Source organism: Sphaerisporangium sp. NBC_01403 (assembly GCF_045040145.1).
GTDB classification, from domain to species: domain Bacteria; phylum Actinomycetota; class Actinomycetes; order Streptosporangiales; family Streptosporangiaceae; genus Sphaerisporangium; species Sphaerisporangium viridialbum.
Window position 1 is genome coordinate 5,795,626 of the sequence record NZ_CP109534.1, and the last position, 14,298, is coordinate 5,809,923.

General features: G+C 69.6%; 12 protein-coding genes. 8 read left to right on the forward strand and 4 right to left on the reverse strand.

From position 1 onward, the window contains the following. Positions 1 to 95: 95 nt before the first annotated feature. The gene (locus OG589_RS25795; protein WP_405140339.1) at positions 96 to 1,277 is read right to left on the reverse strand and encodes a CAP domain-containing protein; all 1,182 of its coding nucleotides are present in this window, start codon (positions 1,275 to 1,277) and stop codon (positions 96 to 98) included. Positions 1,278 to 1,442: 165 nt separating this feature from the next. Between OG589_RS25795 and OG589_RS25800 the strand changes: the two genes are divergently transcribed. Further along, positions 1,443 to 2,126, forward strand: a complete 684-nt coding sequence (locus tag OG589_RS25800; protein ID WP_405140340.1) for a hypothetical protein — start codon at positions 1,443 to 1,445, stop codon at positions 2,124 to 2,126. 116 nt (positions 2,127 to 2,242) lie between these two features. On the opposite strand, the gene miaB is transcribed toward OG589_RS25800, so the two are convergent. Beyond that, on the reverse strand, positions 2,243 to 3,745 hold the full coding sequence (miaB, locus tag OG589_RS25805) for a tRNA (N6-isopentenyl adenosine(37)-C2)-methylthiotransferase MiaB (protein WP_405140341.1): 1,503 nt from the start codon (positions 3,743 to 3,745) through the stop codon (positions 2,243 to 2,245). Positions 3,746 to 3,944: 199 nt separating this feature from the next. Between miaB and OG589_RS25810 the strand changes: the two genes are divergently transcribed. From OG589_RS25810 to OG589_RS25835, 6 genes are all read left to right on the forward strand, one after another. Beyond that, on the forward strand, positions 3,945 to 4,700 hold the full coding sequence (locus OG589_RS25810) for an amino acid ABC transporter ATP-binding protein (protein WP_405140342.1): 756 nt from the start codon (positions 3,945 to 3,947) through the stop codon (positions 4,698 to 4,700). Between the two features lie 154 nt (positions 4,701 to 4,854). Next, a complete protein-coding gene (locus tag OG589_RS25815) occupies positions 4,855 to 5,712 on the forward strand; it encodes a glutamate ABC transporter substrate-binding protein (RefSeq protein WP_405140343.1) in 858 nt (285 codons plus the stop codon). A gap of 61 nt (positions 5,713 to 5,773) precedes the next feature. Next, positions 5,774 to 6,457, forward strand: coding sequence for an amino acid ABC transporter permease (locus OG589_RS25820; protein WP_405140344.1), 684 nt, complete (start codon positions 5,774 to 5,776; stop codon positions 6,455 to 6,457). A gap of 70 nt (positions 6,458 to 6,527) precedes the next feature. Further along, a complete protein-coding gene (locus tag OG589_RS25825) occupies positions 6,528 to 7,403 on the forward strand; it encodes an amino acid ABC transporter permease (protein ID WP_405140345.1) in 876 nt (291 codons plus the stop codon). Between the two features lie 87 nt (positions 7,404 to 7,490). Beyond that, complete coding sequence (locus OG589_RS25830) at positions 7,491 to 8,321, forward strand: transporter substrate-binding domain-containing protein (protein ID WP_405140346.1); 831 nt, start codon at positions 7,491 to 7,493, stop codon at positions 8,319 to 8,321. A 38-nt stretch (positions 8,322 to 8,359) separates the two neighbouring features. Then, a complete protein-coding gene (locus OG589_RS25835; protein ID WP_405140347.1) occupies positions 8,360 to 10,267 on the forward strand; it encodes a S9 family peptidase in 1,908 nt (635 codons plus the stop codon). A gap of 77 nt (positions 10,268 to 10,344) precedes the next feature. Here OG589_RS25835 and rny read toward each other — a convergent pair whose 3' ends face one another. Next, complete coding sequence (gene rny / locus OG589_RS25840; protein WP_405140348.1) at positions 10,345 to 11,964, reverse strand: ribonuclease Y; 1,620 nt, start codon at positions 11,962 to 11,964, stop codon at positions 10,345 to 10,347. Positions 11,965 to 12,430: 466 nt separating this feature from the next. Between rny and OG589_RS25845 the strand changes: the two genes are divergently transcribed. Beyond that, positions 12,431 to 13,396 carry an LLM class F420-dependent oxidoreductase gene (locus tag OG589_RS25845; protein ID WP_405140349.1) on the forward strand — a complete coding sequence of 322 codons (966 nt, stop codon included), beginning with the start codon at positions 12,431 to 12,433 and terminating at the stop codon, positions 13,394 to 13,396. A gap of 141 nt (positions 13,397 to 13,537) precedes the next feature. Here the strand turns inward: OG589_RS25845 and OG589_RS25850 are convergent, their stop codons facing one another. Then, complete coding sequence (locus OG589_RS25850) at positions 13,538 to 14,266, reverse strand: Uma2 family endonuclease (RefSeq protein ID WP_405140350.1); 729 nt, start codon at positions 14,264 to 14,266, stop codon at positions 13,538 to 13,540. Between the last annotated feature and the right edge of the window lie 32 nt (positions 14,267 to 14,298).

Sequence of the window (14,298 nt, forward strand, 5' to 3'; positions counted from 1 at the left end):
GCCGTCCTCCCTGCGCTCCGGGTCATGGTCGCCGAAGCGGGGAGGACGGCGTCGAAGCCCGCGAAGCCGGGAGGACGGCGCAGGGCCCGTCCGGGTCAGTCGGAACCGAAGTCCTGGGTCCACCAGGGGCCGCCGCTACCGAAGTGGACGCCGACGCCGATGGCCTTGAGCTTGCAGTTCATGATGTTCGCGCGGTGCCCGGGGCTGTTCAGCCAGCCCTTGACGACCGCGTCCGGGGTGGCCTGGCCGCGGGCGATGTTCTCGGCGAACATCGACGAGTTGTACCCGGCGGCCTTGATCCGGTCCCACGGGGAGCGGCCGTCGGCCGAGGTGTGGTCGAAGTACCCCTTGGCGGCCATGTCGTCGGAGTGGCCGCGAGCGGCCTTGCGCAGGTGCTCGTCGATGCGCAGCGGGCCGCAACCCTGCTCCTGCCTGGCGGCGTTGGTCAGGCGCGCCACCTCGTCCTCGGCGGCGACGACGGCCGACGCCTTGCCGGTCGAGGAGGGGCTGGGCGCCGGCTTGGTCGGCTTGGGAGCCGGCTTCGGCGTGCTGGGCTTGGGGCTCGGCTTCGCCGACGGCTTGGCGCTCGGGGTGGCCGACGGCTTCGTGCTCGGCTTGGCCGTGGGCGTCGCCGACGGCTTGGCCGTGGGCGAACTCGACGGCGCGGCGAGCCTGCCGATGTCGTCGAAGAAGTCGGGGCCGAGGCCGGAGGACCTGTCGGGCAGTTGCCCGTTCGGCTCGACGTACCCGGCGAGGCCGTCGGGGGTGACGCCCTTGCCTCCGGTGCCGGTGGTGTCCGTCGAGGTGTTCTTCTTGTTCTTCGCGCTCTCGTTGTTCGCGATGGGCGCCGCGGTCTGCCCGACCGGCGAGCCGGGCCCGTCGGCCTGCTCACCGGAAGAACCGGAAGAACCGGAGGAGCCGGAAGAACCTGCGGAGCCCGGGGAGCCCGCGCTCTCGCCGGAGGCGTCGTTCGGGTCGGAGGACACATCGCCGGGGTCGGCGGCGGCGTCGCCCGCCGCCTGGTCGGAGCCCGCGCCGTTCTCGGAGGACTCCTGGCTCACGGTGCCCGCGCCGCTGGTGGAAGCGGTGCGGTTCGTGAGGGTGACGACCCCTCCGGCGGTGACGGCGGCCGCCAGCACGGCGGCGGCGGTGGCGAACACGAGGGTCCGTTTGCGCGAGCCCGAGGGGGAGGACGGCTCGGATGCGAGGTATTCGGTGGGGAGATGTGAGCTGGACGCGTCGTAGCGGCCCGGCGACGGACGGTCGTGCCGATCCATATTGGGTGACTCCTGCGGCCTATCGGGGGGAAAGCACTCCGGCTTCCGCGGGCAGGTCGTCACACTAGCCCCATAGGACGAATTACCGCACCACAATCACGGAAGAATCACGACTTGTCATCTCTTGGACCGATCTCATTTCGAACGCTGGCCGCCGTAAGCGGGGTGACGGCGGTGTTCGCCCTGGTGGGACTGGGGATCACCCTCGGCACCGCTCCAAAGCTCCCCGGATCCCCGGCGCCCAAGACGGATCCGGCGTCGTCGATCTCGCACCCCGCCGGTCCGCCGGCCGGCCGCCCGGCGGCCGGGCCCGGGACCGGGGCGAGCGAAGTATTCGAACAAGAAAAAATCGCACGTCGTGGGGCTCTCGCCGCCTCGATCGCGCGCATCGAGCCGCCCGAGCGGCTCTGGACGGGGTTCCTCCCGGCTCCCTCGACCGGCGCCTCCCCGGGCGAGCGAGAACGGGCGCCCGGCGGCTCGTACGCGGTGAGCGCGCCGGCCGGCGAACGGCCGGCCACGGGGCGGGAAGGCCGCCGACCGGGGGATCATGCCGCCCACGGGGCCGGGCAGAACGGACCGGGAGCTCCTCAGGCCCGCGACCGGCGGGACGAACGCCCCCCGGCCATGATGGACCTGCTCCCTGACCGGCCGGAACCGCCCGCGACCACCCCCGAGCCCCGGCCACGCCGGTCACCACCGCAGGCGCCGCAGCCGTCCAGGCAGCCGGAGCCGCCGCAGCGGCCCGAGGCCGTGCCGCCACGCCAGGTGCCGAACCCCTGCGCGACCTTTACGGACTTCCGCCGGGACTACTGCGACCAGTTGCTCGGCGGGCACGGCGGCACACGGTGAACCGGCGGCTCACGGCAGGCGTCGCCGAACGAGGGTGAACCGGCACGCCCCGCCGCCCGTACACCAGGACAGCACCGGCATCACGTGCCGGGGAACGCCGGAGGAGCGGACGTGGATCAGGAACGCCGCATGGCCGGCATGCCGAGCGACACCGCGCCCGGCTTGCCGGAACCGCCGCCCGCACCGGTGCCGCAGGCGGCGCTCTCCCTGGCCTCCCACGCGTCGCCCGCGCGGGTGCGGCGCAGCTCCAGAGCGGGGCCGTCGGCGACGAGATGGTGCGGGGCGGCGTGGGTGACCTCGACGGTCACCATGTCGCCCGGCCTCGGCACCTCACCACCGGAAAGGTCATCGCGCAGTGCCGGAACGAAATGGACCAGGCGGTTGTCGGGGGCGCGGCCGGACATGCGGTGGGTCGCACCGTCCTTGCGCCCTTCACCCTCGGCGACCAGCACCTCAAGACGCCGGCCCACCTGCGTCTTGTTCTCGGCCCACGAGATGTCGGTCTGCAGGGCGACCAGGCGCTCGTAACGCTCCTGGACGACCTCCTTGGGCACCTGGTGCTCCATGGTCGCGGCCGGGGTGCCCGGGCGGATGGAGTACTGGAAGGTGAAGGCGTTGGCGAAGCGGGACTGCCGGACGACGTCGAGCGTGCCCTGGAAGTCCTCCTCGGTCTCGCCGGGGAAGCCGACGATGATGTCGGTGGAGATGGCGGCGTCGGGCATGGCGGCGCGCACCCGCTCGATGATGCCGAGATAGCGCTCGGCCCGGTAGGAGCGTCGCATGGCCTTCAGCACGCGGTCGGAGCCCGACTGCAGCGGCATGTGGAGCTGGTGCATGACGTTCGGCGTCTCGGCCATGGCGGCGATGACGTCGTCGGTGAAGGCCGCCGGGTGCGGCGAGGTGAAGCGCACCCGTTCGAGGCCCGAGATGTCGCCACAGGCGCGCAGCAGCTTGCCGAAGGCCAGCCGGTCGCCGAACTCCACGCCGTAGGTGTTGACGTTCTGCCCGAGGAGCGTGATCTCGAGGACGCCGAGGTCGACCAGCGAGCGGACCTCGCTCAGGACGTCGCCGGGACGGCGGTCCTTCTCCTTGCCCCGCAGCGCGGGGACGATGCAGAACGTGCAGGTGTTGTTGCACCCGACCGAGACCGACACCCACGCCGCGTACGGCGACTCGCGCTTGGTCGGCAGCGTGCTCGGGAAGACCTCCAGCGACTCCTTGATCTCGACCTGGGCCTCCTGCGCGATGCGCGCGCGCTCGAGGAGGACAGGGAGCGAGCCGATGTTGTGCGTGCCGAAGACCACGTCGACCCAGGGGGCCTTGCGGACGATCTCGCCCTGGTCCTTCTGCGCGAGGCAGCCGCCGACGGCGATCTGCATGCCGGGGTTGCTCATCTTGGCCGGGCGCAGGTGGCCGAGGTTGCCGTACAACCTGTTGTCGGCGTTCTCGCGGACGGCGCAGGTGTTGAACACGACCACGTCGGCCGTGTCGCCGTCGTCGGCCCGGACGTAGCCGGCGTCTTCCAGCAGGCCCGAGAGCCGCTCGGAATCGTGGACGTTCATCTGGCACCCATACGTGCGGACTTCGTACGTGCGGGCGCGCTCCTCGGTGACAGTCATCTCAACCAACAAGGGTAGGCGGTCCGGGGGGCTCGTCGCACGCCGCGTTCCGCGCGGTCCCTGCAACGTTCCAGGCGTGATCACCGAGCGTCACGGCCGTCTCCCGTGAACCGCACGGCTCCGCTCCGTGACCAGGCCGTGATGCGATCGGTACCGCCTGGTTAGTGACCGGTGGCCTTGACCACCTACGTTGTGCAACATGACGGAGAACGGGGACGCGACTCCTCTCGTCAGAGTCGAGAACGTCAACAAGAACTTCGGTGCCCTTCATGTACTGAAGGACATCAATCTGACGGTCTCCCGGGGGGAGGTCGTCGTGGTGATCGGCCCTTCCGGGGGCGGTAAGTCGACGCTGTGCCGTGCCATGAACAGGCTGGAGACGATCGACTCCGGCACGATCACCTTCGACGGGAAGCCGCTTCCCGCCGAGGGGAAGGCACTGGCCAGGCTGAGGTCGGACGTGGGGATGGTGTTCCAGTCCTTCAACCTCTTCGCCCACAAGACGATCCTGGAGAACGTCACACTGGGCCCGGTGAAGGTACGCGGCATCTCTCGCGAGCAGGCCGAGAAACGGGGCATGGAGCTGCTCGAACGCGTCGGCATCGCCAGCCAGGCGGGGAAGTATCCCGCCCAGCTCTCCGGAGGCCAGCAGCAGCGCACGGCCATCGCCCGCGCCCTGGCGATGGACCCGAAGATGATCCTCTTCGACGAGCCGACCTCGGCGCTGGACCCCGAGATGGTCCAGGAGGTGCTCGACGTCATGATCGGTCTCGCGCGGGACGGCATGACCATGGTGGTCGTCACCCACGAGATGGGCTTCGCCCGCCGGGCGGCCAACCGTGTCGTGTTCATGTCCGAGGGGCAGATCGTCGAGGAGAACACCCCCGACGAGTTCTTCACCGACCCCCGGACCGACAGGGCCAAGGACTTCCTGTCCAAGATCCTGACGCACTGACCAGCACGCCCGTGTACGCACCCGTGCGTCGCGCGACGTCCGTACGAGACCTGTACCTGGCGATCCGGACGCACAGATCGCACCTTGATCCCGACGCACTGAAGCACTCCATGCCGACAACCGCTCGTCACGAAGAAAGCTGAGGTACACGCATATGCGTTCACGACAGATCGGGGCCATCCTCCTATCTGCCGCGGCACTGGCCGGCAGCCTCTCCGCCTGCGGCAGCGGCGGACCCACGACGGCGCTCCAGAAGGCCAAGGACGACAAGAAGCTCACCATCGGTGTCAAGTACGACCAGCCCGGCCTGGGCCTGAAGAAGCCCGACGGCACGGTGGAGGGCTTCGACGTCGACGTGGCGAAGTACATCGCCAAGGAGCTCGGCGTCCCCGAGAGCGGCATCACCTGGAAGGAAGCGCGCTCGGCCAACCGCGAGACCTTCCTCCAGCAGGGGCAGGTCGACATGATCGTCGCGACCTACTCGATCACCGAGGCGCGCAAGCCCAAGGTGACCTTCGGCGGGCCGCTGTACATCGCCCACCAGGACACGCTCGTCCGCGCCGACGACACCTCCATCACCTCCCTGGACAGCCTCAAGGGCAAGCGCATCTGCCAGGTGACCGGCTCCAACTCCTGGAAGAACATCGCCGAGGGCACCAACAAGGAGAACAAGAAGGTCGACGTCCAGCTCGTGCCGGCCGGCGCCTACGAGGAGTGCGTCACCAAGCTGAAGGGCAACGCCATCGACGCGGTGACCACCGACGACACCATCCTCGCCGGGTTCGCCAAGCGTGAGGGCGGAGCGCTCAAGGTCACCGGCGCCCCCTTCACCGACGAGAAGTACGGCGTCGGCCTGAAGAAGGGCGACAAGGAGACCTGCGAGGCCGTCAACAAGGCCATCGTCAAGATGTACCAGGACGGGACGATGCAGAAGATCTTCGACACTCACTTCAGCGGAACCGGCCTGCAGTTCACGGCGACGGGCGCGCCGCCCGCCGAGGGCTGCAGCTGATCCCTTTCCCCGGCGCCGGTGAGGTCACCTCACCGGCGCTCCCCGTCTCCGGTGGAGCCCGATGGAATCGCTCTTCGACTTCAGTCCCCTGGTACAGCAGTTCGGTACGATCCTCACAGGCTTCTGGTCGACGATCCGCCTGACCCTCATGAGCGGGCTGCTGGCGCTGGTCCTCGGCACGATCCTGGTCGCCATGCGGGTGTCTCCGACCCCTGTCCTGCGTGCCGCCGGCACCGTCTACGTCAACATCCTGCGCAACACCCCCCTCACCCTCGTCCTGCTGCTGTGCGCGCTCGGACTGAGCGACACCCTCCAGCTCACCCTCTCCAGTGACTCGCCCACGAACTACTACTGGTGGGCGGTGCTGGGGCTGTCGGCGTACACGGCGTCGTTCGTGTGCGAGGCGCTGCGGTCGGGGATGAACACCGTGCCCACCGGCCAGGCCGAGGCGGCCCGCGCCATCGGGCTCACCTTCCTGCAGTCCCTGCGGCTGGTGGTGCTCCCCCAGGCGTTCCGCTCGGTCATCGCCCCGCTGGGCAGCATCCTGATCGCACTCACCAAGAACACCACCATCGTCATCGTCGCCGGCTACATCGAGGCGTCGGCGGTGATGAAGCAGATGTTCGACGACTACGGCGGCACGCTCCCGATCTTCCTCGGGTTCGCGGCCGGCTACATGGTGCTCACCCTGCCCACCGGCTTCTTCTTCGGCTGGCTCGCCAAGCGGCTGGCGGTGACCCGATGACCGGCCGCCCGCCATCGACGCCCGTACGGCAGACGCCCGCCCGGCAGCCCGTACGAGAGGAGGGGGACGCGTGAGCGCCAACGTCCTTTTCGACGTGCCGGGTCCCCGCGCACGTCTGCGCAACAACATCCTGACCCTGGTCTCGGCCGTGGTGATCCTCGCCATCGCCTACCTGCTGATCAAGGCGCTGGCCGACAAGGGGCAGTTCGCCGGCAAGATGTGGGAGCCGTTCCTGCGAGGGGAGGTCTGGACCGGGCAGATCATCCCCGGCATCATCGCCACGCTGCAGGCCGCGGTCGTCTCGGCCCTGCTCGCGCTGGTCTTCGGCGTCGTGTTCGGGCTGGGCAGACTCTCGGAGCACTCCTGGATCCGCGTGCCCGCCGGCGCGGTGGTGGAGTTCTTCCGCGCGATCCCGCTGCTTCTGCTGATCTTCTTCGCACAGGCCGGCCCGGCGACGATCAGCGGCTACACCGTCAGCGTGCCGGCCTTCGCCGCCGTGGTCATCGGCCTGACGCTCTACAACGGGTCGGTGCTCGCCGAGGTGTTCCGCGCGGGCATCCTTTCTGTGCCGCGCGGGCAGTCGGAGGCGGGCTACTCCCTCGGGCTGCGCAAGGGCGGGGTCATGCGGCTCATCCTGCTGCCGCAGGCCACCACGGCCATGATGCCCGCCATCGTGAGCCAGATGGTCGTCCTGCTCAAGGACACCGCGCTCGGGTGGGTCATCGCCTACGAGGAGCTGCTGAACTACGGGCTCAAGCAGATCCCGTCCAACTTCGGCAACCTCATCCCGAGCGCGATCGTCATCTCGGTGGTCTACATCGCGATCAACCTGGTGCTCAGCTACATCGCCACCAGGCTGGAACGGCGGAGCAGGCGCAGCCGCCGTACGACCGCGACGGTGGTCGGCGCGCCTGCCGCCGTGGGCGTCAGCGCGGGCGCCGAGTGAGCACCGCGCCCGCCGTACGACGAGTGGGCAGGTAAAGGTTCGACCTGATCGCGGGTGGGGGCCACGCGAGGCGGCTTCAATACTGCGATGAGCAGGACGCCGCCCGCCGCACCCCCGCCCGCGCCGACTCGCGGGCCCCTGCTCGCGACGGCGCTGCTGCTCACGCTCGCGACGGTCCTGACCGGCTGCGGAGGCGGCCACGGCACCCTGGTCGTCGGGGTGCACCCTGGCCGGCCGGGGCTCACCGACCGCCTACCGGCCGGCGGCTACACCGGGTTCGAGATCGACGTCGCCCGATATGTCGCCAGGCGGCTGGGCTACCGCGACGACCAGGTCAGCTACGTCGAGCTCGGGCCCGAGCCCGCGGGCGCGAAGGCCGACCTGACCATGGGCGTGCCGCTGGCGAAGCGCCGGGACGCCGAGGGGCCGCTCTCCGGGCCGTACCTGGTCTCGGGCCAGGACATCCTGACCAGCGCGAGCGATCTGTCCATCCGGCGCCTCAGGGACCTCACGCAGAAGAGGGTCTGCACCGGCTCCCCCGGCCCTCTGGTGGCGAGGTTCGGCGTGGCGTGGCAGCGGGCGTTCCTCATCACCTCGACCGTGGAGGACTGCGTGCGGATGCTCGCCGCCCGGCGGGTGCACGCGGTGACCGACGACGCGGTGGTGCTCTCCGGTCTCGCCGGCGCCTCGCCGGGGTCCTTCCGGCTCGTGGGCCACACGTTCTCGCGCGACAAGTACGGCATAGCGGTGCGTAAGGACAGCGGAGATCTGCACACCCAGGTCGACGACGCCCTGCGCGCCATGTTCGACGACGGCACGTGGCGGCGCGTGGTGATCGATCATCTGGGCCTGCTGGCGGCGAAATATACGACTCCACCCGCTTTGGAGAAGTACTCGAGAACACGATCAGCGCCGTAGCGGTCACACGCCGGGGTGTTTTCCGGCAGGATTCGGCTATGCCCCCCGAGCGCACGTCCGGGCACCCGGCCTTGCCGTTTGGTGCCTGGCCCTCGCCGATCTCCACCTCAGATGTCGTCCGTGCCGGGCTGCGGCCCGGATACCCGGCCGTCCTGGGCGAGGAGGTCTGGTGGGAGGAGGATCGCCCCGCCGAAGGCGGGCGGCGCACCATCGTCCACCGTGCCCCCGACGGCACCCGCCGCGAGCTGCTTCCCGCCCCCTGGGACGCCCGCACCCGCGTCCACGAGTACGGCGGCCGGTCGTACGCCGTCGCGCCGGGGGTGGGGGTGGTGTTCGCCAACCACTCCGACCAGCGGCTTTACGTCGTGCCCGCCGACGGCTTACCGGGCGGCTCCCGCCCGCTGGCCATCACCCCCGAGCCCGAGCCGCCGTCCGGCCTGCGCTACGCCGACCTCGTCGTCCACGGAGACGAGGTGTGGTGCGTGCAGGAGCGCCACACCGACGGCAAGGTGGTCCGGTCGATCGTGTCGGTCCCGCTGCGCGGTGGCGGGGAGCCCAGGCAGCGGGTGACCGGCAGCGACTTCTACGCCTTCCCCGCCATCTCCCCCGACGGCGAGCATCTCGCCTACATCTGCTGGGACCACCCGCGCATGCCGTGGGTCGGCACCGAGCTCCGCGTCACCAGGCTCGACGGCGGCGATTCGTGGCGCGTCAAGGGCGGCCCGTCGGAGTCAGTGGTCGCCCCCCGCTGGAAGGACGACCACACCCTCTACCTGATCTCCGACGAGTCCGGCTGGTGGAACCTCCACGAGGCCGGGCTCGACGGCGCCTCGTCGCGGGCGCTCTTCCCCGCCGAGGAGGAGTTCGCCTGGGCGCTCACCGAGCTGGGCGGCGCGCCGTACGCCGTCCTCGGCGACGGCCGGCTCGCGGTCCTGCACGGCCGGGGGGACATGCGGCTCGCGATCCTCGATCCGCGCACCGGGGTCCTCACCGAGCCCGACCTGCCCTACGACGGCTGGGTGCCCTGCCTCAGCGCCGACGGCTCCACCCTGTGCGGCATCGCCTACGGCCCTACGATCCCCCGTTCGGTGGTGCGGCTGGACACCACCACCGGGCTGGCCGAAGGGCTGCGGCGCGACGTCGGCGAGCTGCCCGACGTCGCCTACCTCCCGGTCCCCCGGTCCGTGGAGATCCACAGCCGGTTCGGGCGGCGCGTGCACGCGTACGTCTACCCGCCCGCCAACCCGGCCGTGCGCACGGGCGAGGCCGCGCCGCCGTACGTCGTCTTCGTGCACGGGGGGCCGACGGCGCACAGCATCACCGCGCTCGACCTGCGGAAGGCCTTCCTCACCAGCCGCGGCATCGGCATCATCGACGTGAACTACGGCGGCTCCACCGGGTACGGCCGCGCCTACCGCGACCGCCTGAAGGGGCACTGGGGCGTCATCGACGTCGAGGACACCATCGCCGCCGCCGAGTGGCTGCTCTCCGACGGCCACGCCGACCCCGCGCGCATCGCCATCCGCGGCGGCAGCGCCGGCGGCTGGACGGCCATGGCCTCCTGCTGCGCCTCAGGGCTGTTCTGCGGCGGCGTCTCCATCGCGGGCATCAGCGCGCTGGCGCCCCTCGCCGCCTCGACGCACGACTTCGAGTCGCGCTATGTCGAGTGGCTGGTGGGCCTGGAGGACCCGCTCCTGTACGCCTCACGGGAGCCGCTGGCGAAATCCGGCCAGGTCGACTGCCCGATGCTGCTGATGCAGGGTCAGGACGACCTTGTGGTGCCCCCGGCGCAGTCGGAGGCGTTCGTGGCGGCCCTCACCGAGCGTGGCGTGCCGTGCACCTACCTCGCCTTCGAGGGGGAGGCACACGGCTTCCGCAGAGCCGAGACCAAGAGCGCCGCCCTCGCCGCCGAGCTGGCCTTCTACCAGCAGCTCTTCCGCGCCTGAAAGGCGGGCTCAGGGCGCAGGGGCTTTAGGGCCCAGGGCTCGGGTCTGGGGCTTTCAGGGGCGCAGGGGCTCGGGGCTCAGCGGGCGAACTCCGTGGCGCGGGACTCGCGCACGACGGTGATGCGGATCTGGCCGGGGTAGGTCAGCTCCTCCTCCACCTGCTTGGCCACGTCACGGGCGATCACCTGGGCCTGGATGTCGTCGATCGCCTCCGGCTTGACCATGACCCTGATCTCCCGGCCCGCCTGCATGGCGAAGACCTTCTCCACCCCGTCGTACGACTGGGCGATCTCCTCCAGCCGCTCCAGCCGCTTGACGTACGCCTCCAGCGACTCCCTGCGCGCCCCCGGACGGCTGCCGCTGATCGCGTCGGCGGCCTGGGTCAGCACCGCCTCGACCGTGCGGACCTCCACCTCGTTGTGGTGGGCCTCGATGGCGTGCACGACGTCCTCGTGCTCGCCGTACCGCCGGGCGATCTCGGCGCCGATGAGGGCGTGGCTGCCCTCGACCTCGTGGGTGAGCGCCTTGCCGATGTCGTGCAGCACGGTGCAGCGCTTGAGCAGCATGGCGTCAAGGCGCAGCTCGGAGGCCATGATGCCCGCGATGTGCGCCGACTCGATGAGGTGCTTGAGCACGTTCTGCCCGTAGGAGGTGCGGTAGCGGAGCTGGCCGAGCAGGGTGATCAGCTCGGGGTGCATGTCGGTGATGCCCAGCTCGACCAGGGCGTCCTCACCGGCCCGCACGCACAGGTCCTTCACCTCGTCCTTGCTGCGCTCGTAGGCCTCCTCGATGCGCTGCGGGTGGATGCGCCCGTCGAGGACGAGCTTCTCCAGGGTCAGCCTGCCGGTCTCGCGGCGCACCGGGTCGAAGCACGACAGCAGGACGGCTTCCGGGGTGTCGTCGATGATCAGGTTGACGCCGGTGGTCGACTCGAAGGCCCTGATGTTGCGGCCCTCCCGGCCGATGATGCGGCCCTTCATCTCGTCGCCGGGCAGATGCAGGACGCTGACCACCGACTCGGCCGTCTGCTCGGTGGCCACCCGCTGCACGGCCAGGGTGACGATCTTGCAGGCGCGCTTCTCGCCCTCCTTGCGGGCCTCGCTCTCGATCTCCCGGATGATCAGCGCGGCCTCGCGCTTGGCCTGGTTCTCGATGGTCATCACGAGCTCGGACTTCGCCTGGTCGGCGGTCAGCCCGGCGACCCGCTCCAGGACCTCGCGGCGCTTCTCCTCGACCTGGTCGAGCTCCGCGCGCCGGTCGGCGAGCTCACTCTCGGTCTCGGCGAGCTTCCTGCCCCGCTCTGCCTGCCCTCGGGCCTCCTCGTCGAGCCGCTGCTCGCGCTCGGCCAGGCGGTTCTCCCTGCGTTCGAGGTCGGCCCTGAGCTCCTTGAGCTCGTTCTTGAGCGAGCGGGTCTCCTCCTCGACCTCCTTGCGCATCCGTAAGGCGGCCTCGGCGGCGACTTCGGCTTTCCTGAGCACTTCCCCCGCGTCGGACTCCGCCTTGACCCTGATCTCCGCGCCCTCGCGGCGCGCCGTCTCGAGCTCGGCGTTGAGGTCGGCGACCTCCTCCGGCGACGGCCCGCGCTTGGCGGCCCGGTCCCCGCCGGTACGGCGTATCAGCACAGCAAGCGCGACAATCGCGACAATCGCCAGCAGGACAACGGCTATCGCCAGCATGATCACGACTGTCGAATTCATGCGCGCCCACCCCTCCTCGCGTCGCGAGCCTCAGCACGCGAGGGGTCACACGCACAGCACGGACCGGTCCGACCGGGCGATTGTGGTCAGACGAATATGTCCAACGTCCAGGTGCCGAGGCATCTGTCCGCTGCGAGAGATCAGTCTTGATCGTCCGGCATACACCGTTATGGCAATCCGCACTGCGCGGAGTAACTCCTCACTGTGGTCGAGATTAAGCGTCAGAGAGGTAACGAGCAAGCAAAGTCCGCCCGTCAAGCTACTTTTGCCCTCTCGCCCGAGCTAGTTCACGGTCGCCACGAGCGTCCTCGTGCCCGATAGATCCCGCTATGCAGCCTAAAGAGCGAAAAATGATCATAAGGGGGTGAGTGGGGCTGCGACGGTGCGGTCGTCTGGCTCACGGCCGGATTCAGAAGATTTTCCGGGCAGGCGGCACGATCCCGGGACGGGCGGGTATGGGGCGGCCATGGCACAGATCGGTTACACGCTTATGTGCGAGCAGGCCCCGCCCAAGCAGCTCGTCGACGACGCCGTGAGCGCCGAACGCGCGGGGTTCGACTACGAGACCATCTCCGACCACTACTTTCCCTGGCTGGAGGAGATGGGTCACTCGCCATACGCCTGGTCGGTGCTCGGTGCCGTCGCGCAGGCGACCGAGCGCATCCCGCTGATGACCTACGTCACCTGCCCGATCATGCGCTACCACCCCACGGTGGTGGCCCAGAAGGCCGCGACCATGGGCGCCCTGTCGGACGGACGCTTCACGCTCGGGCTCGGCGCGGGAGAGAACCTCAACGAGCACGTGGTCGGCAGCGGCTGGCCCCCGGTGAACATCCGCCACGAGATGTTCGGTGAGGCCATCGAGATCATCCAGGCCCTGTTCGGCGGGGAGTACATCAGCTATCGCGGCGATCACTTCACCGTCGACTCGGCCAAGCTCTACGACCTGCCGGACGAGCCGGTGCCGATCGGCATCGCCGCCTCCGGACGGCAGTCGGTGGACCTCGCGGCGGAGTACGGTGACGCCCTGATCGCCACCGAGCCGGACGCGGACCTCGTGGAGCGCTTCCGGGTGTCGGGAGGAGCGGACAAGCCGATCTACGGCCAGCTCGTGGTCTCCTACGACACCGACGCCGAGGCCGCCAAGGAGCGAGCCCACCGCCTGTGGAAGTGGTTCCCCGCCGGCTGGAAGGTGCTGGCGGAGCTGCCTGGCCCGGTGAACTTCGCGGCCTACGCGCAGTTCGTACGGCCCGATGACGTGGCGAAGCACGTGCCCTGCGGCTCGGACGTCGACGCGGTGGTGCAGGCGGTCAAGGAGTTCACCGACGCCGGGTTCACCCACGTGGCCCTGGTGCAGGCCGGCGCGGACCACCAGCGCGAGTTCCTGGGCTGGGCCGAAAAAGAACTCCTCCCCGCCCTCCGCAACCTCTGATCCTTCGCCACCTCTGATCCACCGCGACCCGCGATCCTTCGCCGCCTCTGATCCACCGCGACCTGCGATCCTTCGCCGCCTCTGGCCGTCCGACGTCCTGCGACGGACGGCACCGCGCCTATCGCAGACGGACGAGAGTGATCAGCGGATGAACCTGCCAAGGTCGAGATCGATGTCGACATCGAACCCGGCCACGGTCTTGAGCCGCTCGCGATGGATGCCGGTCGGCACATACGCCTTCACACTGGGCTCCAGCTCGAAGGTGTAGACGACCGGCGCCTCGCCCTCCTGCTCGACACGCCAGAGATACCGGATACCGGCATTGGAGTACTTGATCGGCTTGGTGGTCCGGTCTCTCTCCACCGACTCAGGCGACACCACCTCGATCACCAGGTGCACGTCCTCAGGCGCGAACGAGGTCGTCCTCAGATTCGCCATCGCGGCGCGCCTCACGACCAGGATGTCCGGCTCGGGGCGTTGCCGCACTCCCAGTGTCACGCTCATCTCCCGGACCACGAAAAGATCATCAGGAGGTGTGAGCTCACGCTCGAAGAGCCGGAGCATGAGCATATGGAAGGCGCTCTGCGGCGACATCATGATGAGTGACCCATCGATCAGCTCGACGTGCCTGGGCGCGTCGGGGGGAAGATGATCGAGCATGTCCGCGGTCCAGCCGCCGGGAGGTCCTGGGTAGAACCAATCAGGAAGCGCCGTGCTCATATGGCTTCCTCCTCCTCCCGCGAAATCACCCGACAGCGCCATCTTGCCACGCACGGTGACAACAGCACGATGAGTGATCTCATGCGGGAGTCGTCTTGAGAATTTTGCCCACCCGTCACCCAGTTGACGGGTGATCCGTGTGCTGCCCACCCACACCGTGGGCGCCCCCCAGCGCGGCGAAT